This is a genomic window from Rhodococcus sp. IEGM 1307, from assembly GCF_030056915.1.
GTDB classification, from domain to species: Bacteria; Actinomycetota; Actinomycetes; order Mycobacteriales; family Mycobacteriaceae; genus Rhodococcus_F; species Rhodococcus_F opacus_D.
Genome location: NZ_JASHKW010000002.1, coordinates 169113 through 189646 on the forward strand (window position 1 = coordinate 169113; position 20534 = coordinate 189646).

The 20534-nt window shown below is 67.7% G+C and carries 19 protein-coding genes; 12 read left to right on the forward strand and 7 right to left on the reverse strand.

All coding sequences use genetic code 11. From position 1 onward, the window contains the following. Window positions 1-107 precede the first annotated feature (107 nt). Both QM841_RS04545 and QM841_RS04550 read left to right on the forward strand, forming a co-directional pair. Window positions 108-4064, forward strand: a complete 3957-nt coding sequence (locus QM841_RS04545) for a DNA-directed RNA polymerase subunit beta' (protein WP_280779933.1) — start codon at window positions 108-110, stop codon at window positions 4062-4064. Between the two features lie 146 nt (window positions 4065-4210). Continuing rightward, the gene (locus QM841_RS04550) at window positions 4211-5443 is read left to right on the forward strand and encodes a M23 family metallopeptidase (RefSeq protein ID WP_349307385.1); all 1233 of its coding nucleotides are present in this window, start codon (window positions 4211-4213) and stop codon (window positions 5441-5443) included. Here QM841_RS04550 and QM841_RS04555 read toward each other — a convergent pair. Continuing rightward, window positions 5440-6000, reverse strand: coding sequence for a TetR/AcrR family transcriptional regulator (locus tag QM841_RS04555; RefSeq protein WP_283331064.1), 561 nt, complete (start codon window positions 5998-6000; stop codon window positions 5440-5442). The two genes, QM841_RS04550 and QM841_RS04555, sit on opposite strands and share 4 nt — an antisense overlap. Before the next feature lie 117 nt (window positions 6001-6117). On the opposite strand from QM841_RS04555, the gene QM841_RS04560 reads away from it, so the two are divergent. Further along, a complete protein-coding gene (locus tag QM841_RS04560) occupies window positions 6118-6318 on the forward strand; it encodes a hypothetical protein (RefSeq protein WP_005258232.1) in 201 nt (66 codons plus the stop codon). Between the two features lie 5 nt (window positions 6319-6323). Here the strand turns inward: QM841_RS04560 and QM841_RS04565 are convergent, their stop codons facing one another. Together QM841_RS04565 and QM841_RS04570 are read right to left on the reverse strand one after the other, a co-directional pair. Further along, window positions 6324-6836 carry a SixA phosphatase family protein gene (locus QM841_RS04565; RefSeq protein ID WP_280779936.1) on the reverse strand — a complete coding sequence of 171 codons (513 nt, stop codon included), beginning with the start codon at window positions 6834-6836 and terminating at the stop codon, window positions 6324-6326. A 9-nt stretch (window positions 6837-6845) separates the two neighbouring features. Continuing rightward, entirely contained in the window at window positions 6846-7859 is a 1014-nt protein-coding gene (locus QM841_RS04570; RefSeq protein WP_283331065.1) for an aldo/keto reductase, read from the reverse strand. Window positions 7860-7993: 134 nt separating this feature from the next. Between QM841_RS04570 and QM841_RS04575 the strand changes: the two genes are divergently transcribed. Beyond that, window positions 7994-8830: a helix-turn-helix transcriptional regulator gene (locus QM841_RS04575; protein WP_283331066.1), complete on the forward strand. Its 837-nt coding sequence runs from the start codon at window positions 7994-7996 to the stop codon at window positions 8828-8830. Here the strand turns inward: QM841_RS04575 and QM841_RS04580 are convergent, their stop codons facing one another. Then, on the reverse strand, window positions 8831-9610 hold the full coding sequence (locus QM841_RS04580; protein WP_280779939.1) for an acyl-[acyl-carrier-protein] thioesterase: 780 nt from the start codon (window positions 9608-9610) through the stop codon (window positions 8831-8833). Window positions 9611-9763: 153 nt separating this feature from the next. Between QM841_RS04580 and QM841_RS04585 the strand changes: the two genes are divergently transcribed. The 7 genes from QM841_RS04585 (at window position 9764) to QM841_RS04615 (ending at window position 17202) form a co-directional block, all read left to right on the forward strand. Beyond that, a complete protein-coding gene (locus tag QM841_RS04585; RefSeq protein ID WP_280779940.1) occupies window positions 9764-11425 on the forward strand; it encodes an FAD-dependent oxidoreductase in 1662 nt (553 codons plus the stop codon). Between the two features lie 37 nt (window positions 11426-11462). Continuing rightward, on the forward strand, window positions 11463-12428 hold the full coding sequence (locus tag QM841_RS04590; RefSeq protein ID WP_283331067.1) for an NADPH:quinone oxidoreductase family protein: 966 nt from the start codon (window positions 11463-11465) through the stop codon (window positions 12426-12428). 107 nt (window positions 12429-12535) lie between these two features. After that, the gene (locus tag QM841_RS04595; protein WP_005574387.1) at window positions 12536-13006 is read left to right on the forward strand and encodes a MarR family winged helix-turn-helix transcriptional regulator; all 471 of its coding nucleotides are present in this window, start codon (window positions 12536-12538) and stop codon (window positions 13004-13006) included. Next, window positions 13003-14532, forward strand: a complete 1530-nt coding sequence (locus QM841_RS04600; RefSeq protein ID WP_283331068.1) for a DHA2 family efflux MFS transporter permease subunit — start codon at window positions 13003-13005, stop codon at window positions 14530-14532. The genes QM841_RS04595 and QM841_RS04600 overlap by 4 nt, the downstream gene beginning before the upstream one ends. Window positions 14533-14677: 145 nt before the next feature. Next, window positions 14678-15775, forward strand: a complete 1098-nt coding sequence (locus QM841_RS04605; RefSeq protein ID WP_283331069.1) for an LLM class flavin-dependent oxidoreductase — start codon at window positions 14678-14680, stop codon at window positions 15773-15775. Continuing rightward, window positions 15759-16205: a MarR family winged helix-turn-helix transcriptional regulator gene (locus tag QM841_RS04610; protein WP_283331070.1), complete on the forward strand. Its 447-nt coding sequence runs from the start codon at window positions 15759-15761 to the stop codon at window positions 16203-16205. The genes QM841_RS04605 and QM841_RS04610 overlap by 17 nt, the downstream gene beginning before the upstream one ends. 19 nt (window positions 16206-16224) lie before the next feature. Then, the gene (locus tag QM841_RS04615; RefSeq protein WP_283331071.1) at window positions 16225-17202 is read left to right on the forward strand and encodes a pirin family protein; all 978 of its coding nucleotides are present in this window, start codon (window positions 16225-16227) and stop codon (window positions 17200-17202) included. A 12-nt stretch (window positions 17203-17214) separates the two neighbouring features. Here the strand turns inward: QM841_RS04615 and QM841_RS04620 are convergent, their stop codons facing one another. The 3 genes from QM841_RS04620 to QM841_RS04630 are packed head-to-tail and all read right to left on the reverse strand — an operon-like array spanning window position 17215 to window position 19187. Beyond that, complete coding sequence (locus QM841_RS04620) at window positions 17215-18159, reverse strand: serine/threonine dehydratase (protein WP_105418824.1); 945 nt, start codon at window positions 18157-18159, stop codon at window positions 17215-17217. Between the two features lie 31 nt (window positions 18160-18190). Beyond that, window positions 18191-18619, reverse strand: coding sequence for a PaaI family thioesterase (locus tag QM841_RS04625; protein WP_005258207.1), 429 nt, complete (start codon window positions 18617-18619; stop codon window positions 18191-18193). Between the two features lie 4 nt (window positions 18620-18623). Beyond that, window positions 18624-19187 carry a TetR/AcrR family transcriptional regulator gene (locus QM841_RS04630; protein ID WP_283331072.1) on the reverse strand — a complete coding sequence of 188 codons (564 nt, stop codon included), beginning with the start codon at window positions 19185-19187 and terminating at the stop codon, window positions 18624-18626. An 89-nt stretch (window positions 19188-19276) separates the two neighbouring features. On the opposite strand from QM841_RS04630, the gene QM841_RS04635 reads away from it, so the two are divergent. Further along, a complete protein-coding gene (locus QM841_RS04635; RefSeq protein ID WP_283331307.1) occupies window positions 19277-20479 on the forward strand; it encodes an adenylate/guanylate cyclase domain-containing protein in 1203 nt (400 codons plus the stop codon). Window positions 20480-20534 lie beyond the last annotated feature (55 nt).

The window sequence follows — 20534 nt, forward strand, 5'->3', positions numbered from 1 at the left end:
CGGGTCCTGAGAAATCAGGATCCGGGGGCGTAGTTCACATTTGAATTGGCAGTCAGGTATCGGCGGGTGACCGTTGATCCACAATCCCTCTGGGGAAAGGAAGTTACGTGCTCGACGTCAACTTCTTCGATGAACTCCGCATTGGCCTCGCCAGTGCAGAGGACATCCGCAATTGGTCCTACGGCGAGGTCAAGAAGCCGGAGACCATCAACTACCGCACCCTCAAGCCCGAGAAGGACGGCCTCTTCTGCGAGAAGATCTTCGGCCCCACCCGGGACTGGGAGTGCTACTGCGGTAAGTACAAGCGTGTCCGCTTCAAGGGCATCATTTGTGAGCGCTGCGGCGTCGAGGTGACCCGCGCCAAGGTTCGGCGTGAGCGTATGGGCCACATCGAACTGGCCGCCCCGGTCACGCACATCTGGTACTTCAAGGGCGTGCCCAGCCGTCTCGGCTACCTGCTCGACCTGGCGCCGAAGGATCTCGAGAAGATCATCTACTTCGCCGCGTACGTCATCGTCGGTGTCGACGAGGAACTGCGTCACAACGAGCTGTCCACTCTCGAAGCCGAGATGCAGGTCGAGAAGAAGTCCGTCGCGGATCAGCGTGACGCCGACCTCGAGGCCCGCGCTCAGAAGCTCGAAGCCGACATCGCCGAGCTGGAGGCAGAGGGCGCCAAGTCCGACGTCCGCCGCAAGGTCAAGGACGGCGGCGAGCGCGAAATGCGTCAGCTCCGTGACCGCGCGCAGCGCGAGCTGGATCGTCTCGACGAGATCTGGACCACGTTCACCAAGCTCAGCGTCAAGCAGCTCATCGTCGACGAACTGCTGTACCGCGAGCTCGTCGACCGCTACGGCGAGTACTTCACGGGCGCCATGGGTGCCGAGTCGATCCAGAAGCTCATGGAGAGCTTCGACATCGACGCCGAGGCCGAGAACCTCCGCGAGACCATCCGCAGCGGCAAGGGGCAGAAGAAGCTCCGCGCACTGAAGCGTCTCAAGGTCGTCGCAGCCTTCCAGGTCAACCAGAACTCGCCCATGGGCATGGTTCTGAACGCCGTCCCGGTGATCCCGCCGGAGCTGCGCCCGATGGTTCAGCTCGACGGTGGCCGCTTCGCCACCTCCGACCTGAACGACCTGTACCGCCGCGTGATCAACCGCAACAACCGCCTCAAGCGACTGATCGACCTCGGTGCCCCCGAGATCATCGTCAACAACGAGAAGCGGATGCTGCAGGAGTCCGTGGACGCGCTGTTCGACAACGGCCGTCGTGGCCGTCCCGTCACGGGTCCCGGTAACCGTCCGCTGAAGTCCCTGAGCGACCTGCTCAAGGGCAAGCAGGGTCGTTTCCGTCAGAACCTGCTCGGTAAGCGCGTCGACTACTCGGGTCGTTCCGTCATCGTCGTCGGCCCGCAGCTCAAGCTGCATCAGTGCGGTCTGCCGAAGCTGATGGCTCTCGAGCTGTTCAAGCCGTTCGTGATGAAGCGTCTGGTCGACCTGAACCACGCGCAGAACATCAAGTCCGCCAAGCGCATGGTGGAACGTCAGCGCGCACAGGTGTGGGACGTCCTCGAAGAGGTCATCGCCGAGCACCCGGTGCTGCTGAACCGTGCACCCACGCTGCACCGCCTGGGCATCCAGGCCTTCGAGCCGCAGCTGGTCGAAGGTAAGGCCATTCAGCTCCACCCGCTGGTGTGTGAGGCCTTCAACGCCGACTTCGACGGTGACCAGATGGCCGTGCACCTTCCGCTGTCCGCGGAGGCGCAGGCCGAGGCTCGCATCCTGATGCTGTCGTCGAACAACATCCTGTCGCCCGCGTCGGGTCGACCGCTCGCCATGCCCCGTCTGGACATGGTCACCGGTCTGTACCACCTGACCCGGTTGGACGAGGGTGCGATCGGCGAGCTCGAAGCGTCGACCAGCGAAGAGGCGGAGCAGGGCGTGTACTCCTCGCCTGCCGAGGCTCAGATGGCCGTCGATCGTGGCGCGCTCGTCGTGCAGGCGAAGATCAAGGTGCGGCTCACGCAGCAGCGCCCGCCCCGCGACATCGAGTCGGAGCTGTTCCCCGAAGGCTGGAACTACGGTGACGGCTGGACCGCGGAGACGACGCTGGGTCGCGTGCTCTTCAACGAGCTGCTGCCCGCGGACTACCCGTTCGTCAACGAGCAGATGCCGAAGAAGCGTCAGGCGACGATCATCAACGATCTCGCCGAGCGCTACCCCATGATCGTGGTCGCGCAGACCGTCGACAAGCTGAAGGACGCCGGTTTCTACTGGGCCACGCGTTCGGGTGTCACGGTCTCGATCTCCGACGTCCTCGTGCCGCCGGAGAAGGCTCAGATCATGGAGTCCTTCGAGGCTCAGGCCGACCAGATCGAGAAGAAGTACCAGCGTGGTGCTCTGAACAAGACCGAGCGCAACAGCGCCCTGGTCAAGATCTGGTCCGAGGCCACCGACGAGGTCGGTAAGGCCATGGAGGCCCACTTCCCCGACGACAACCCGATCCCGATGATCGTGAAGTCCGGCGCCGCCGGCAACATGACTCAGGTTCGGTCGCTCGCCGGTATGAAGGGTCTGGTGACCAACCCGAAGGGTGAGTTCATCCCGCGTCCGATCAAGTCTTCCTTCAAGGAAGGCCTGACCGTTCTCGAGTACTTCATCAACACGCACGGTGCCCGTAAGGGTCTGGCCGATACCGCGCTCCGCACCGCCGACTCGGGTTACCTGACCCGTCGTCTGGTGGACGTCTCGCAGGACGTCATCGTCCGCGAGGTCGACTGTGGAACCGAGCGCGGCATCGTCACCACGATCGCCGAGAAGCAGGCCGACGGCACGCTGATCCGCGACGCTCACGTGGAGACGAGCACGTACGCCCGCACCCTGGCCGCCGACGCGGTCGACGAGAACGGCAACGTCATCGTCGAGCGTGGACACGACCTGGGCGACCCGGCGATCGACGCGCTGCTCGAAGCAGGCATCACGCAGGTCAAGGTCCGCTCGGTGCTCACCTGCACCACCGGCACCGGCGTCTGCGCCACTTGCTACGGCCGCTCCATGGCCACCGGCAAGCTCGTCGACATCGGTGAGGCCGTCGGTATCGTCGCCGCACAGTCCATCGGTGAGCCCGGTACCCAGCTGACCATGCGTACGTTCCACCAGGGTGGTGTCGCCGGAGACGACATCACCGGTGGTCTGCCGCGTGTTCAGGAGCTGTTCGAGGCCCGCGTCCCCAAGGGCAAGGCCCCGATCGCCGACGTCAGTGGCCGCGTGCAGCTCGAGGACGGCGACCGCTTCTACAAGATCACCATCGTCCCGGACGACGGTGGCGAAGAGGTTGTCTACGACAAGCTCTCGAAGCGTCAGCGTCTGCGTGTCTTCAAGCACGACGACGGCACCGAACGCCTTCTGGCCGACGGTGACCACGTCGAGGTCGGTCAGCAGCTCATGGAAGGTGCTGCCGATCCGCACGAGGTGCTGCGTGTCATGGGCCCCCGTCAGGTGCAGATCCACCTCGTCAACGAGGTCCAGGAGGTGTACCGGAGCCAGGGTGTGTCGATCCACGACAAGCACATCGAGGTCATCGTGCGCCAGATGCTGCGTCGCGTGACGATCATCGACTCGGGCGCCACGGAGTTCCTGCCCGGTTCGCTGACCGAGCGTGCGGACTTCGAAGCGGCCAACCGCCGGGTCGTCGCCGAGGGTGGCGAGCCGGCAGCCGGACGTCCGGTGCTGATGGGTATCACCAAGGCATCGCTGGCGACCGACTCGTGGCTGTCCGCGGCGTCGTTCCAGGAGACCACTCGCGTGCTGACCGATGCGGCGATCAACTGCCGCTCGGACAAGCTGATCGGTCTGAAGGAAAACGTGATCATCGGAAAGCTGATCCCCGCCGGTACCGGTATCAACCGTTACCGCAACATCCAGGTTCAGCCGACCGAAGAAGCTCGCGCTGCTGCGTACGCGGTTCCGTCCTACGACGACCAGTACTACAGCCCGGACGGCTTCGGCCAGAACACCGGTGCCGCGGTGCCGCTGGACGATTACGGTTTCAGCAACGATTACCGGTAGGCGCTCCGCGCCCGTGAGCGGCTGACGAGTCCCAGGACTCGCCGGGCACTCACCAAGGACGAAGGCCCCACCCCTCTCTCTTCGGGGGTGGGGCCTTCATCTGTTTGCATGCCTTGTCGCCGGGTGTTCGCCGTTGCTAGCGTCGGATGATGGCCCGGTCGAGGTTCGCCATCGCGCTCCTACTCGCCGTCGTCGTGGGGGCCGCGACCTCCTGCACGGCCTCGGACACCCAGCAGAGCGAGGCGACGTCGTCGGCGGCGCCTGCCGCGTCCGCCGGTCCCGCCGTGCTCACTCCGGTGGTCGCGGATGTGGTGGCCGCACCGATCCCGGTGACGGGCAGCGACGGTCGCGTGCACCTGGTCTACGAACTGCGGCTGACGAACACCGGTTCGCAGCCGGCGACGATCACGTCGCTGCAGGTGAAGGGCGACGGCCGCACGCTGGTGGATTTGAGCGGCGATGCGCTGACGCCCTGGTTCCAGGCACTCGGCGGAGGCCCGAAGACCGGCACCGTCCTCGCCCCCGGACAGCAGGGGCTGGTGTGGATCGACGCGACACTGAACAGTCCCGACGACGTGCCCACCAGTCTCGGCCACGTCGTGAACGTCAACTTTCCGCAGGCGACGTCACTCGTGCCGTCGCAGCTCGCCGAGAACGTGGCGGACACCGAAGTCGACACCCGCGACGCCGTCCGGATCCGCGCTCCCCTCGACGGTCCGCGGTGGCTCGACGGCACCGGCTGCTGCACGGTCACGTCCCACCGCGCGGCCGTGCTGCCGATCAACGGGCGGATGCTCACGGCCGAGCGCTTCGCGATCGACTTCGTCCAACTCGACGAGCAGGGACGCATCTACGTCGGCGACAAGACTCAGCTGTCGAGCTACGAGTACTACGGCGCACCGGTCCGTGCGGTGTCGGACGGCAAGGTGATCGCCGTCGTGGGCGACCTGTCCGAACAGGTTCCGGGTGCCAGTCCGCAAGGACTGCCCCTCGACAAGTACGGCGGAAACCACGTCGTCCAGGACATCGGGAACGGGCGGTACGCGTTCTACGCGCACCTGCAGCCCGGCAGCGTGGACGACATCAGCGTCGGCCAGGACCTGCGGGCGGGCGACCAGCTCGGGTTGCTGGGCAACAGCGGTAACACCGACGCACCGCATCTGCACTTCCATCTGATGGACGGGCCGGACTACCTGGCGTCGAACGGCATTCCGTTCGAGTTCGAGAACTTCGACCTCGACGGGCGGGTGACGGGGGAGAGCCTCGAAGCTGCTGCGACCGCCGGCGCCCCGGTGGTCGACGAGGCGGGAACGCAGACCGGATCGCGCACCGACGAGATGCCGCTGTACCTCGATGTCGTGACGTTCCCGGGCAGTTAGCCGAGGAGCCCGCGCTCGACGAACCGGGTGAGTGCGGCGATGCCCGCATCGTCGTCGCCGTCCCACAGGCCGACGAAGGCGGTCGCCACCGCGGCGAGCAACTGGGCACTGACGTCGGGGCTCGCAGGGAGGTGTGCGCCGTCCGCGGAGAGTGTCGTGAGGAGTTCGGCCCACGGCTTCATCTGCTCGATCCCGAAGTCGTGCATCCGCTGCGCGAACTCGGGATCGACGAGGGCTGCGTCGCGGAGCGCGGCCATCACGGTGCGATGCCGCGACTGCAGTTGCCAGAACACGGCGAGATGCGGACCGAGGTTCCGCAGATCGTCGGGGGAGGTGGTGACGAGTGCATCCGCGTCGTCGCCGATGTCGTCCGCGAGCGCGAGGAGCAGCGCTTCCTTGCCATCGAAATGGTTGTAGAACGAACCCGCCGCCTTGCCGGCCTCGGTCGTGATGTCGGTGATGGTGGCGTTCAGGTAACCCTTGCGTTCGAAGACCACTCTGGCTGCGTCGAGTAAGTCCCGGCGCGTCTGGGCGGCCTTCTCCTGTCGGGTGGTCACTGCGGTTTCCCATCTCCCTCGCCGCTGGTCTGCCCTCGCTCGAGCTGGTTCTCGTCCCGTGAAGACTATCCTCGACCACACCTGTCCGATATGCGTGGTTCGCTGAACGGAGACGAGATGTCCGAGAAGAAGATCGATCGCGTCAAGACGGAGTCGGCACTCGAAGTGCTGCGGGAAAGCCCCACGATCGCACTCATCACCGTGGCACCGGCACTGGTCGTCTTCGGGGTGGTCTGGTGGCTGTTCGGATTCTGGTCGGCCCTCGTGCTGGTCCTGATTCTGGGTGTCGTCGCCGTCGTCGGCCGGAAGCTGTTCTGAGGCCCCTACCGCGGGACGTGGAACGCGGCGAGTGACGCCGCACTCGACGTGAGTTCGTCCCAGTCGCACGGCACCGTGAGGACCGCGAGCGCGGACGTCGGGAACTTCTCCCGCATCAGGTCGGCTTCCCCGGTGTCGGGGTTGCCCGCCAGATCCAGTGCCGTCGACGGCATGCCGGGAACATGTCCGACCACGAGCAGCGTGCGCACCGACGGCTCGACCCGCACGATCTCCATGAGCACCTCGGACGGGTACGCGCCGTACAACTCGTCGGCGAACCGGGCGGGAGCGCCGACCCGGGTCGCCTCCAGCGTTTCCCGGGTGCGGCGAGCAGTCGAACACAGCACGGCGTCGATCGGCGGCTGCGTGGACCGCAGCCACTCACCGGCCAGACCCGCCTGCTTCCGTCCGCGCGGCGCCAACGGCCGTTCGTGATCCGCGACCCCCTCCGGGTACGCCGACTTGCCGTGGCGCATCAGGATCAGGGTGCGATTCCGCGAGGAGCTGTGCGAGGCCATGGCTAGACGCTAGCGCCCCACGCCGGCGCGTTCACTGTCGAGTTGGGCCATCTGCGCGGGCGCGTAGCGGTCCCCGGCGACTGCGGTGTCGGGAACCGCTGCGGCGATGGCGGCGAGGTCACCGGCGTCGAGGTGGACGTCGAGTGCGCCGAGGGTCTCCTGGAGCCGGGCGACGGTGCGCGCTCCGACGACGGGCACGATGTCGTCGCCCTGGGCGAGAACCCACGCGATCGCCAGCTGCGCGACGCTCACCCCGTGCTGCGCGGCCACGGCGGCGAGCGAGTCGACGAGGGTGAGGTTCTGCCGGAGGTTGTCGCCCTGGAACCGGGGGCTGTGTGCGCGGAAGTCGTCGGCCGCGAGGGTCTGATCGGTGCGCAGCGAGTCGCTGAGCAGACCCCGGGAAAGTACGCCGTAGGCCGTCACGCCGATCCCGAGTTCCCGGCAGAGCGGAAGGATCTCGGCCTCGATACCCCGCGAGATGAGCGAGTACTCGATCTGCAGGTCCACGATCGGGTGCACGGCCGCCGCGCGGCGCAGGGTCTCGGGGCCCACCTCGGACAGGCCGATGTGGCGCACGTAGCCGGCCTCGACGAGTTCGCCGATCGTTCCGACGGTGTCCTCGATCGGCACGTCGGGGTCGAGACGGGCGGGGCGGTAGATGTCGATGTAGTCGACGCCGAGACGCTGCAGCGAGTAGGCGAGGAAGTTCCGGATCGACTCGGGTCGCGTGTCCACTCCGGCCCACGTGCCGCCGGGGCCGCGCAGTCCGCCGAACTTGACGCTGAGGGTCACGTCCTCCCGTCGACGGCCGGCGAGGGCCTTGCCGATCAGGGACTCGTTGTGGCCCGATCCGTAGAAGTCCCCGGTGTCGACGAGATCGATCCCGGCTTCGAGCGCCGCGTGGATGGTGGCGATGGACTCCACGTCGTCGGTCCTGCCGTACATCCCGGACATGCCCATGGCGCCGAGGCCGAGCCGGCTGACGGTGGGACCGGTGGTTCCGAGTGCGGTGGTGCTGATCATGTTCTGCTCCGATTGTCGGTGTCTGTTCCGGACTGACACCAGCGTCGCCGTCGCCGGGAGCGGCAACCAGAGACCGTTCATCGGGGGACCGGCGATCCCTGGCAGCGTCCCGGTGGGTCCGGCACAGTTGATGCATGAACCGCTCCGAGTTGGCCGACTTCCTCCGCCGTCGCAGGGAACAGCTGGTTCCGGCCGACGTCGGACTGCCACCGGGTGTACGCCGGCGGACGCCGGGGCTCCGGCGCGACGAGGTGGCGATGCTCGCGGGAATGTCGACGGATTACTACACCCGACTCGAGCAGGCCCGCGGCCCGCATCCGTCGACGCAGGTCCTGGCGTCGATCGCGCGGGCGTTGCGGCTGACCGACGATCAGCGAGACCATCTCTACCTGTTGTCGGGTCAGGTGCCGCCGATGCGGGCCGCGGGCAACAAACACGTCGGACCGGGACTGCTGCACCTGCTCGACAAGCTCGACGACACCCCGGGCTGCGTCATCTCGGACCTCGGGGAGGTGCTGGTCCAGAATCGCATGCACGTGATCCTGTTCGGCGACGCGACCCGGTATTCGGGTCTCGACCGGTACGTGCCGTGGCGGTGGTTCGCGCACCCCGGCGAGCGCGGGATGTTCCCCGAGGACGATCACGAGCGGCTCGCCGGAAACCACGTCGCGGATCTGCGGGCGACGGCTGCCCGGCGGGCCGGTGACGCCGACGTGACGGAATTGGTGGACCGCCTCTACGAGAGCAGCGCCGAGTTCGCGGCGCTCTGGGACAGGCACGATGTGGCCGTCCGCCGCTCCGACACCAAGACCGTCCTCCACGCCGAGGTCGGACGCATCGACCTCGTCTGCGAGACGCTGCTGACCCCGAGCGCCTACCAGCATCTGCTCGTGTACATGCCGCAGCCGGGCTCCGACGCGCGGGCCCGGCTCGACCTGTTGCGGGTGATCGGCACCCAGCAGATGGTCTGATCAGGTGGTGAGTGGCCCGACCCGGGCCACGGCCCGCAGGGCGTCGTCGACCAGGAACCACACGGTCAGCGACGTCTCGTCCCGCCTCGAACGCAGGACGATCCGGTCCGTCGACACGATGGGCGAAAGGTATTCGAGCACGGCGCGATGGGGATTGTCGACGAGGCGACCGCCGCCCGGATGCTCGTGGTCGGCGAGCAGTTCTTCGACGGCCTGCCAGTAGACGGCGTTGTTGACGTGGTCGAACGGGTCGATGTCGGTGCGGCGTAGAACGAACTCGGTATCCACGATGCCGTCCTCCTCGGCAGCCGGCGCATTCTCGACGAGCCAGCGCTTCCATTTGAGCCGGTGTTCCTCCGCCGACTCGCCGAGGCGTTCGATGAACCCGTCGTCGATGCGGGTGGGCATTCCCGTTTCGCCGCTGATGTGGATCCAGAAACCTTCGGTCTCGATGAGGGCGCCCGCCTCACCCTCGATCTGGACCCGCATGTTCGTCCAGCGGGTCGAGAGCGCGGAGCACCAGCGCCGGAGGTGCACCCGCTCGGGCCATACCGCCGGTCGTACGACGTCGATGACGGTGCGCCGGACGATCCACAGCGGGTGACTGTCGGCGGCGTCGACCGCGTCGAGGTTGTCCAGTCCGGCGTCCTGCAGATACCGCGCGATCCCGTCGAGGCGCAGGCGCTTGGCGGCATCGATGTCGCCGGTGCGGACCGGCCAGGACGTCTCGAAGAAGCGGCCGCGTGCGGGGACAGCGGCGAGGGGTCGGTCGAGTGCCAAGATGCGGTTCCTTCGCTCGTGGACGGAGCCCCGATTCTTCCATCCCGGCGCCGGTGCTTGTTTGCGGACGCGATTCTCAGTACAGTTCATATAACTGTTACTACGTGTAACACAAACGAGTTCGATGGTCCGGACAGGTGTGAGGAAACCGCAATGGCATATGTCATCACCCAGGCGTGCTGCAACGACGCGAGCTGCGTCTCCGCATGCCCCGTGAACTGCATCCATCCGACACCGGAGGAGCGGGAATTCGCGCAGACCGAGATGCTGCACATCGACCCGGAAACCTGCATCGACTGCGGGGCCTGCGTCGACGCGTGTCCGGTCGACGCGATCTTCCCGGAAGACAAGCTCATCGGCTCGCTCACGCGCTACAAGGACATCAACGCCGAGTACTACACGACCAACCCCATGCCGACCGGGTGGATCCCCCTCACACCCGCGACCCCGCCGCGCCGCGACCTCGGCAAGCTCCGGGTCGCCGTCGTCGGCGCCGGCCCGGCGGCCTGCTACGCCGCCGGTGAACTGCTCGAACGGTCCGACGTCGAGGTCGAGATGTTCGAGAAGCTCCCGACCCCGTGGGGACTCGTCCGCGCGGGTGTCGCACCCGACCATCCCGGCACCAAGGAGGTGACCCGGATGTTCGAGTGGAGCCTCGACCGGCCGAACTTCGAGTTCCACCTCAACGTCGAGGTCGGCAAACACGTCACCCACGACGAGCTGCTGGAGAATCACCACGCCGTCATCTACGCCGTCGGGGCGTCGAGCGACCGGCGTCTGGGGATCCCGGGCGAGGATCTTCCCGGCGTGCACGCCGCCACCGAGTTCGTGGCCTGGTACAACGGCCACCCGGACTACGCGGAGCGCACGTTCGACCTGTCCGCGAAGCGCGCGGTGATCGTCGGCAACGGCAACGTCGCGCTCGACGTGGCCCGCATCCTCACGATGAACGTCGAGGAGCTGGAACGGACGGACATCGCCGATCACGCCCTCGCCGCGCTGCGGCGCAGCAACATCGAGGAAGTCGTTCTGCTCGGCCGCCGCGGGCCTGCGCAGGCCGCCTACAGCAACCCCGAGTTCCTGGCGCTCGGCGACCTCGAGAACGTGGACGTCGTCATCGACGACGCCGATCTCGACCTCGACTCGGCCAGTGAGGCACTGCTCGACGATCCGGCCACCGCGATGAAGGTCCGGCTCGCGCGGGAGTTCGCGCAGCGTGCCCCGCGGCCCGGACACAAGCGCATCGTGTTCCGCTACCTGACGTCGCCGCTCGAGGTCACCGGTTCCGGCAAGGCCGAGGCCCTGCGCTACGGACGCAACGAACTGGTGGTCGACGACTCCGGCGCGTTGTCCGCCCGGGCTCGCGGCGAGGAGGGTTCGCTGGACACCTCGCTCGTGCTGCGCTCCATCGGCTACCGCGGCAACCCCGTCGGCGGTGTCGCGTTCGACGAGAAGCGCGGCGTGATCCCCAACGAGCACGGCCGGGTCACCGACCGGGTGTACGTGACCGGATGGATCAAGCGCGGACCCAGCGGCGTCATCGGCACCAACAAGGCGTGCGCGAAGGAGACGGTGTCGTCGCTGCTCGCAGATTTCGAGGCCGGAAAACTCCTCGGCACGGTCGGCACCCGCAAGGACGTGAAGAAGCTGATCGAGCGGCGCCAGCCGGAACAGATCGGGTTCCCCGGCTGGCGGGCGATCGACAAGGCGGAGACCGGCCGCGCGGCGGGGTCCGGCCGGCCCCGCGTGAAGATGACCGACAAGGTCGAGCTGGTGTCCGTCGCCCGCAAGCGGAAGCGGCTGTTCGCTCGTTGACGCCTCTCGCCGCCCCTGCGCGTCTAGTGTTTCGAGCATGCGCGCAGTGGTGGTGACGGAGCTGTCGGGGCCGGGCGGCATGACGCTGCAGGACGTACCCGAACCGGCGGCCGAGGGGCTCATCCTGATCGACGTCAAGGCCAGCGGCGTGTGCTTCCCCGACCTGCTGATCAGCTACGGCAAGTATCAGCTCGGCCCCGAGTTGCCGTTCGTTCCCGGCGCCGAAGTTGCGGGTGTCGTGGTGTCGGCACCGGTCGACAGCGGATTCGAGCCCGGACAGCGGGTGCTCGCGGCGTCGCAGGTCGGCGGTTACGCCGAACGGGTCGCGGTGCCGCCGGCGCAGGTGCTGCCCAGTCCGTCGATTCTTGATTTCGACGAAGCGGCGTCGCTGATCGTCAACTACCAGACGATGGAATTCGCGCTGGAGCGCCGGGCCCGGCTGCGGGCAGGCGAAACCGTCGTCGTCCTCGGCGCGGCGGGTGGGGTGGGGACGTCCACCATCCAGCTGGCCAAGGCGCACGGCGCCCGCGTGATCGCGGTGGTGCGCCGGGACGGCGCCGACGACTTCCTGCGCGAACTGGGGGCCGACGAGGTCGTCCGCCTCGACGACGGCTGGGGCGCCCGGGTCCGTGAGCTGACCGGCGGCCGCGGCGCGCAGATCGTGGTCGACCCGGTTGGCGGCGACGCGTTCGACGAGGCCGTCCGGGTGCTGGCCCCGGAAGGCCGGCTGGTCGTGATCGGTTTCGCGGGCGGGACGATCCCCGAGGTGAAGGTGAACCGGGTGCTGTTCCGCAACATCAGCATCGTGGGTGCGGCGTGGGGTGAGTTCATCCGGACCGAACCGACTGCGCTGGAAGAGGCGCATGCCGCGTTGATCCGGCACGTCGAACGCGGACTGCGTCCCGTGGTCACCTCGCGGTATCCCCTCGAGCGGGCCGCGGACGCACTGCGTGACCTCGAGGCAGGCCTCGTGCTGGGTAAAGCGGTGCTCGTCCAGGACTGAACCCGCAGGTCCAGGCTGCCGCCGGGGGATGTGATACCTGACACCATTTATTCGGTTGCGCCATAGTTGCCCTTGGGCAATAGTTGCATGAGCGCTAGCATTCGAGGGTGCCCGACAAATCTCCTGATCTTCTCTTCGAACTACTCAACGATTTCTTCACCCAACTGTTGAGTGCGGGGGAGTCGGAGTCGATGGACAACCTCATCGAACTGGACCTCACGTTTTCGCAGGTGCGCATGCTCTTCGCGCTGGTTCAGCACGGTGAGCCACTTCCGATCAACGAGGTGGCCGAGCGGTTGCGGCTCTCGGTGGCCGCAGCGGGTCGGAACGTCGATCAACTCGTGAAACTGGGTCTGGTCGTTCGCCGGGAGGACGAACGCGACCGGCGGGTCAAGCGGGTCTCCCTGTCGGAGGCCGGACATAAGGTCGCTACCCAGCACATCGAATGCAAGCGTGATCAGTTGCGACGGTTCGCATGGCGGGTTCCGGAGATCGAGCGGACTCGGCTGATCGAGGCACTACAACCGATCCTCGCGGGGGAGTCCCTGCGAGAACTCAACCAGGAGATACTCGGATGACATCGCCGACCGCCGCGAACGCGGCGCCCGACAAGCTCGACGGCACGGTCCTCAAGATCGCGTCCGTGGTGGTGCTCGGTGCCATCATGTCGATCCTCGACGTCACCGTCGTCAGCGTCGCGTTGCCGACGTTCGCCACGGAGTTCGACACCACGTACGCCACCGTCGCGTGGACGATGACCGCGTACACGCTCGCCCTGGCCACCGTCATCCCCGTCACCGGGTGGGCGGCCGACCGATTCGGCACCAAGCGCCTCTACATGACGGCGCTCGTGCTGTTCGTGCTCGGCTCGGTGCTGTGTAGCTTCGCGTGGGACATCACGTCGCTCATCGGCTTCCGCGTCCTGCAGGGCCTCGGCGGCGGCATGTTGATGCCGCTCGGCATGACGATCATGACGAAGGCTGCCGGCCCCGACCGTGTCGGCCGGGTCATGGCGGTTCTCGGAATCCCCATGCTGCTCGGCCCCATCGGTGGTCCGATCCTCGGTGGCTGGCTGATCGAGGCGGCGAGCTGGCACTGGATCTTCCTGATCAACCTGCCCATCGGCATCATCGCCCTGGCCGCCGCGTTCATCATCCTGCCGTCCGACAACGCGTCGCCGTCCGAGTCCTTCGACTTCCTCGGCATGCTGCTGCTGTCGCCGGGTCTGGCTCTGTTCCTGTTCGGTGTGTCGTCCATCCCGGAGGTGGGGACCGTTGCTTCGGCGCGCGTGCTCGTGCCCGGTGCGGTCGGCCTGGTGCTGATCGTCGCGTTCGTGTTCCACGCGCTCCGCAAGGATCACCCGCTGATCGACCTGCACCTGTTCAAGAACCGGCAGCTGTCGGTCGCGGTCATCACGACCTCGCTGTTCATCGTCGCGTTCATGGGGGCCGGTCTGCTGTTCCCCAGCTACTTCATCCAGGTGGGCGGGCACACCACCCTCGCGGCCGGTCTGCTGATGGCTCCGCAGGGTATCGGCGCGATGCTGACCATGCCGGTGGCCGGACGTCTCGTCGACAAGATCGGGCCCGGCAAGATCGTGCTGACGGGTCTGCCGCTGATCCTGATCGGTCTGGGCGTCTTCACGCAGGTGGCGTCGGACTCGCCGACCTGGCTGCTGATGGGTGCGCTGTTCGTGATGGGCATGGGCATGGGCTGCACCATGATGCCGCTGATGACCGCAGCCATCGTCACGCTTTCCAACGAGCAGGTCGCGCGCGGTTCCACGCTGATGAACATCGTCCAGCAGACCGCCGGTTCGATCGGTACCGCCGTCATGTCGGTGGTCCTCACCAACCAGCTGCTCGATCGCGGTCTCGACAGCCAGACGGTCGCGATGCAGCACGTGCCCGAGGTCGCCGCGCAGGAGCCTCCCGGAATGGTGGATCAGGTCCTGAGCCAGGCCGCCGATGCGTTCGGCAACACGTTCCTGGTCGCCACCGTGCTGATCGCGTTGACGCTCATCCCGGCGTTCCTGCTGCCGCGGAAGAAGTCGGTCAACCCGAAGCTCGAGGCCGAAGGTGCCCCGACGGTCATGATGCACTGATCGGGCTCGTTCGATCCGACCGTCGCCGAGGGCGGCAAGCGCACTGCGCTTGCCGCCCTCGGCCGTTTCCGGAATAGGACGAAGTGGTTGAATGTTGCAATAGGTTCATGCAAATGCATGGAGTTCTGGCGCGAGAGGAACAGCTATGCAGTTCGGAATCTTCACCGTCGGCGACGTGACACCCGATCCCACCACCGGCCGCACCCCCACCGAGCACGAGCGCATCAAGGCGATGACGACCATCGCCACGCATGCGGAGGATGTCGGGCTCGACGTGTTCGCCACCGGCGAGCACCACAACCCGCCGTTCGTGCCGTCCTCCCCGACCACCATGCTCGGCTACCTCGCAGCGCAGACCGAGAAGATCATCCTGTCGACGTCCACGACGCTGATCACCACCAACGACCCGGTGAAGATCGCCGAGGACTACGCGATGCTGCAGCACCTCGCGGACGGCCGGGTGGATCTCATGATGGGTCGCGGAAACACGGCCCCCGTCTACCCCTGGTTCGGTCAGGACATCCGCCAGGGGATTCCGCTGGCGCTCGAGCACTACCGGCTGCTGCGCCGGCTGTGGGACGAGGACGTCGTGGACTGGCAGGGACAGTTCCGCACCCCGCTGCAGGGCTTCACGTCCACGCCGCGTCCGCTCGACGGCATCCCGCCCTTCGTGTGGCACGGCTCGATCCGCAGTCCGGAGATCGCCGAAATCGCGGCGTTCCACGGTGACGGCTTCTTCGCCAACAACATCTTCTGGCCGAAGGAGCATTACATCGCCCTGATCAACCTCTACCGCGAGCGGTACGAGCACTACGGTCACGGCCGCGCGGACCAGGCGATCGTCGGACTGGGCGGGCAGGTGTTCATGCGCAGGAACGCCAAGGACGCCGTCGACGAGTTCCGGCCCTACTTCGACAACGCCCCCGTCTACGGCCACGGGCCGAGCCTCGAGGACTTCACCGAGCAGACCCCGCTGACCGTCGGCACACCGGAGCAGGTGATCGAGAAGACCCTGGCGTTCGCCGACTTCTTCGGCGACTACCAGCGGCAGTTGTTCCTCGTCGACCATGCGGGACTACCCCTGAAGACGGTGCTCGAGCAGCTGGATCTGCTCGGCGGCGAGGTCGTGCCCGTGCTGCGCAAGGAATTCGCTGCCCGGCGACCTGCCGGCGTGCCGGACAACCCGCCGACGCACGCGTCGATGAAGGCCGATCGCGAGCCGGTCGATGCCGCCCGTCAGTAGGACCGAACGCGCGGCCGAGGCGTGGGAGGCACTCTTCCGCGCCCAGGTCGCGGTGATGCGCAACCTCGCCGCCGACGACGTGTGGGACGAGGTGAGCATGCGCGAATACGACGTGCTGTTCACCCTCGCCCGGGCACCCGGACACAGACTGCGCCTGCACGATCTCAATCGGGAGATCCTGCTCAGCCAACCGTCGCTGAGCCGGCTCGTCGAGCGACTGGCCCGGTCCGGATTCGTCACGCGGGAATGCGATCCCGGCGACCGCCGGGGGACCGTCGTCGCTTTGACGGACGAGGGTGCTCGTGTGCAGAAGTCCGTCGGACGCAGGCACGCGGCGAGCATCCGGCGGCACGTCGGCCCGGCACTGTCCGACGACGAACTCGACACGCTCACCGAACTCTGCGCGAAACTGCGCGGCGCACAGGACTGACGGAAGGCACGATGGAACAGTGAGCAATCTGGAGACGAATTCGGTGGAAGAGCGGTGCGAGTCGCACGCCGACGGCGGGGGCATCCAGGTGCTCGGCGCGCGCGAGGTCCCGCTCGGCGGTCCCCGCGCGATGCCGGTGCGGCGCACCCTCCCGCAGCGGGAGCGGTCGCTGATCGGAGCCTGGTGCTTCGCCGACCACTACGGTCCGGACGACGTCGGGAACACGGGCGGGATGAACGTTCCGCCGCACCCACACACCGGACTGCAGACGGTGAGCTGGCTGTTCACCGGCGAGATCGAGCACCGCGACAGCATCGGTTCGCACGCGATGGTGCGTCCCGGTGAGCTCAACCTGATGACCGCGGGTCGGGGGATCGCGCACTCCGAGGTCTCGACCCCGCAGACGCGCATCCTGCACGGCGCGCAGCTGTGGGTCGCGTTGCCGGCGTCGGCGCAGGACGCGGATCCGGCGTTCGAGACGTACGCACCCGACCCGGTCGAACTGGACGGCGCGAGCGTGCGGGTGTTCCTCGGGAGCACGGCGGGCTCCACCTCGCCGGTCCGCACGTTCACGCCGCTGCTCGGCGCGGAGATCCTCCTGGAGCCGGGCGCCGACGTCACCCTCGACATCCAGCGCGGCTTCGAGGTCGGGGTGCTCGTCGACGAGGGTGAGGTGCAGCTGCGCGGGACAACGCTGCGGTGGGCGGAACTCGGCTATCAGCCGCCCGGGGAATCGCTGGTGGCGCTGCGCAACACGGGCGGGACCCGGGCCCGGCTGCTGCTGCTCGGTGGTGAGCCGCTGGGCGAGCAGGTGATCATGTGGTGGAATTTCCTCGGCCGTAGCCACGAGGACATCGTCGGCTACCGCCGCGAGTGGCAGTCCGAGCTCCGGGGCTCGGCGCCCGCCGACCCCCGGTTCGGCACGGTCGAGGGTTACGACGGCGATCCGCTGCCCGCACCGGAACTGCCGAACAGCCGGCTGAAACCGCGCGGCTGAGACGTCGGCGAATCAGTAGCTGGTCATCGACGTGTTGGCGCCGCAGAGCACCACACAGAGCGGCTTGTCGTCGGCGGGGGCGAGCTGTCCGGTGACGATCGCGGCGAGCGCGGCGGCAGTGCCGTGCTCGACGACGATCCGGAACTCCTCCCACAGCAGTGTTCGCGCGTCGATGAGGGCGTCGTCGTCGACGATCAGGCTGGACACGGGGCGCGACCGGACGGTGTCCCAGGCGATGGAACCGATCTTGGTGGCGCCCAGGGAATCGCCGGCGATGCTGTCGATGTCGATGTCCACGGGCTGCCGGGCGGCGACCGCGGAGTGCAGCGTCGCCGCTCCGCTCGGTTCCACGCCGTAGATGCTGTCGTCCTCGCCGCTGCCTGCGACGACACCGGAGAGCAGTCCGCCGCCGCCGACGGCGATCACGTAGGACAGCGGCTCGGCGACGTCGTCCTGGATCTCGAGGGCGATGGTGCCCGCCCCGGCGACGATGTCGGGGAGATCGTAGGCGTGCAGGGCGAGGGCGTTCGACGACGTCGCGAGTTCGTCCGCGTACTCGGCCGCCTCGGCGTATCGAGCACCGACCTTGCGCACGTCCGCGCCGAGCGCGATCAGCTTGTCGATCTTGACGTCGGGTGCCGTGACGGGGACGACCACCGTGCACTTCACGCCCCGCAGCCGCGACGCCCAGGCCGCGCCGATCGCGGCGTTCCCGCCGGACGCGATGACGACACCCGCATCGTCGAGCCGCCCGTCCTCCTCTGCGTGGAGCAGCGCGTTGAGGCTGCCCCGCACCTTGAACGAGCCACCGTACTGCAGGAACTCGAGTTTGAAGATCACCGGTACGGCGCCGCGCACGGTGGGGACGGTGGCACGGAACGTGGGTGTCCGGCGGATCAGGCCGGTGATGCGCTCACGCGCCCTGTCCACGGATGCGCGGTCGACGGATTCAGCCATGGTCCCATCGTTCCATCCCGTGCGGCCGCGACTACCGCGGCTGCTTGACCGTCGCCGTGCCTTGGGCGGCGGCGCACAGTACCTCCGAGCCGTCGTCCTGCACCGCGTAGATGTCGCACCGGCACAACGCCTGCCGCCGGGTCGACGCGTCGGCTCGGGCGTCCGCCCGCAGCAGCACGCCCTGGGCGGGGCGGAGGTAGGTGATCGTGAAGCCCGCGGTCATGATGTTCGCGCCGAGTACGGTGCCCGCGGCGAACGTCAGAGCGTTGTCGGCGGCGTACGACAGGACGCCGCCGTGCACGAAGCCGTTCTGTTGCCGCAGTTCGTCCCGGACGGGGATCTCGAGGGTGGCGCCACCCTCGCCGAACTGGGTCATGCGGGCGCCGACCAGCATGCTGAACGGCTGGGCCGCCAGCACGGCCTGCGCGGTGTCGGCGGTGAGTGCGACGTCCACTGTCATGCCTCTACTCCTGGTTCCGTAGCGAATTCCACGCGGCGCGCGCCAGTTCGGGCGCCACCGCGGTGGGGTCGGTGGTCATGGCGCCCGCGAGCCACTGGCGGGAGTACTCCTGGGCCGGGCCCAGCCACAACGCGTAGAGCACGTCGAAGTCGAACCGGCGGACCGTTCCGTAGTGTTCGTGGACCCGCCACCAGTGGGTGACGTCGCGGAAGAACGCCGCGTTGGTGGAATCGGCCCGCCCGTCGATGCCCGGGGGCCGGGGCGCGGCGAGGATGGTGGCCCGCTGCGGGTTGCCGGACACCCACTGCAGGTGGCGGACGACAGCGCCTTCCACCCCGGACCGCGCATCGGCGCATTCCGAGAGCACGGCCCGGAATCCGTCCTGATAGTCGGCGAGAGCGCGCAACCAGACCTGGAGGTACAGCTCTTCCTTGTTCGGGAAGTGGTGGTAGACGGCTCCCACACTGACACCGGCCTCGTGCCGGATGTCGGCGAGCCGCGTCGCGAGGACGCCACGGCGGGCGAAGTGGCCCTCCGCCGCATCCAGCAACAGACTTTGAATCGGCACATACCGAATATAGTTCGGTCATGGTCGCGGGGGAAGCGAGTTCGCAGGTTTACGGCGAAGGGCGACGTCGTTCCTGGGACGATGAGGACGTGCGCAACCCGCGACAGCCCCGACGGATCACGCCCCGAACGGGACGTCTGGTGTCCCCGCCGCCTCGCCCGCTCCGACGCCCGGGTCCGCCGCCCACGCAACTCCACGAGTTCGAGGCCGCCGGCCTCCTCGACGGACTCAGCGGATCGGATCGCTCTGCGCGCATGGGGGTCCTGAACACCCTGATCGAGGACGGGGTGTCGATCGACGAACTCCGCGCCGCCTCGCGGACCAATCGGCTCGCGCACCTGCTGCTCGAGCACGCGCTGGCGCCGAAGGGCCGGTACGGCATCGACGAGATCTCCGAGAAGACCGGCGTCACCGTGGAGGATGCCCGTCGGTGGTTCCGGGCGATCGGCCGGGGTGCGTCGGAGGACGGGACGTTCTACGACGACGGCGACCTCGACCTCGCGCGCGGACTCAAGCAGTACCGGGATCTGGGGCTCGACGAGAGCGGAATCTTCGCGGCCGCCCGGGTCCTCGGCCGCAACCTCTGGACGGTCGCCGACGCCGCGGACGCGCTCCTGCAGGAGCGGCTCGAGGCGACGCGCGATCACCCCGAGGTGGCCCTGCGGTATGCGGTGGAGGTGCGGCGCATAGCGGATTTCGAGGCGCAGATCCTGGCTCATCTCATCGCCACCACTCTGCGCCACCAACTGCGCTCCGATGCGGTGGGTATCGCCAGGGACTCGAACCTGCAGGTTCGGGGGGCGCAGGAGATCGGCGTCTGTTTCGCCGACCTCGTCGGATTCACGCTGCTCGGTGAGCAGGTGGCGCCCGCCGATCTGGGGCGGGTGGCCGAGCGGCTCGATGGGATGGCCACCGATCTGGTGCTTCCGCCGGTGCGTCTGGTGAAGACGATCGGCGACGCCGTCATGTTGGTCTCGGCCGATCCCAACGCGCTGGCGTACACCGCGCTCGACCTCGTGCAGGCCGCCCGCGCCGAGGGGCTTCCGCCGCTGCGGGCCGGGATCGCCTGGGGCACAGCCGTGCCGAGCGCGGGCGACTGGTTCGGCAGGCCCGTGAACATGGCCAGCCGCGTCGTCGCGGTCGCGCCGTCTCACGAGGTGGTCGTGACCGGCGAGTTCTACGACGAACTCGACACCGACGAGTTCTGGGGCGAACCGGCGGGCAGTCACCGGCTCAAGGGGATCGACGTCCCCCAGGAGCTGTTCGGGATCGGCCGCCGATCCGTCGCCTGAGCGGCGCGGCTCCGAAAACGTGTCGTACCCCCGCGATATCGTCATGGCACAGCTC

Coding starts and splice junctions, on each gene's coding strand:
- QM841_RS04550 (WP_349307385.1), top strand. CDS start 4,211: ATGATGGCCCGGTCGAGGTTCGCCATCGCGCTCCTACTCGCCGTCGTC.
- QM841_RS04560 (WP_005258232.1), top strand. CDS start 6,118: ATGTCCGAGAAGAAGATCGATCGCGTCAAGACGGAGTCGGCACTCGAA.
- QM841_RS04565 (WP_280779936.1), bottom strand. CDS start 6,836: ATGGCCTCGCACAGCTCCTCGCGGAATCGCACCCTGATCCTGATGCGC.
- QM841_RS04570 (WP_283331065.1), bottom strand. CDS start 7,859: ATGATCAGCACCACCGCACTCGGAACCACCGGTCCCACCGTCAGCCGG.
- QM841_RS04575 (WP_283331066.1), top strand. CDS start 7,994: ATGAACCGCTCCGAGTTGGCCGACTTCCTCCGCCGTCGCAGGGAACAG.
- QM841_RS04585 (WP_280779940.1), top strand. CDS start 9,764: ATGGCATATGTCATCACCCAGGCGTGCTGCAACGACGCGAGCTGCGTC.
- QM841_RS04590 (WP_283331067.1), top strand. CDS start 11,463: ATGCGCGCAGTGGTGGTGACGGAGCTGTCGGGGCCGGGCGGCATGACG.
- QM841_RS04600 (WP_283331068.1), top strand. CDS start 13,003: ATGACATCGCCGACCGCCGCGAACGCGGCGCCCGACAAGCTCGACGGC.
- QM841_RS04605 (WP_283331069.1), top strand. CDS start 14,678: ATGCAGTTCGGAATCTTCACCGTCGGCGACGTGACACCCGATCCCACC.
- QM841_RS04610 (WP_283331070.1), top strand. CDS start 15,759: ATGCCGCCCGTCAGTAGGACCGAACGCGCGGCCGAGGCGTGGGAGGCA.
- QM841_RS04620 (WP_105418824.1), bottom strand. CDS start 18,159: ATGGCTGAATCCGTCGACCGCGCATCCGTGGACAGGGCGCGTGAGCGC.
- QM841_RS04625 (WP_005258207.1), bottom strand. CDS start 18,619: ATGACAGTGGACGTCGCACTCACCGCCGACACCGCGCAGGCCGTGCTG.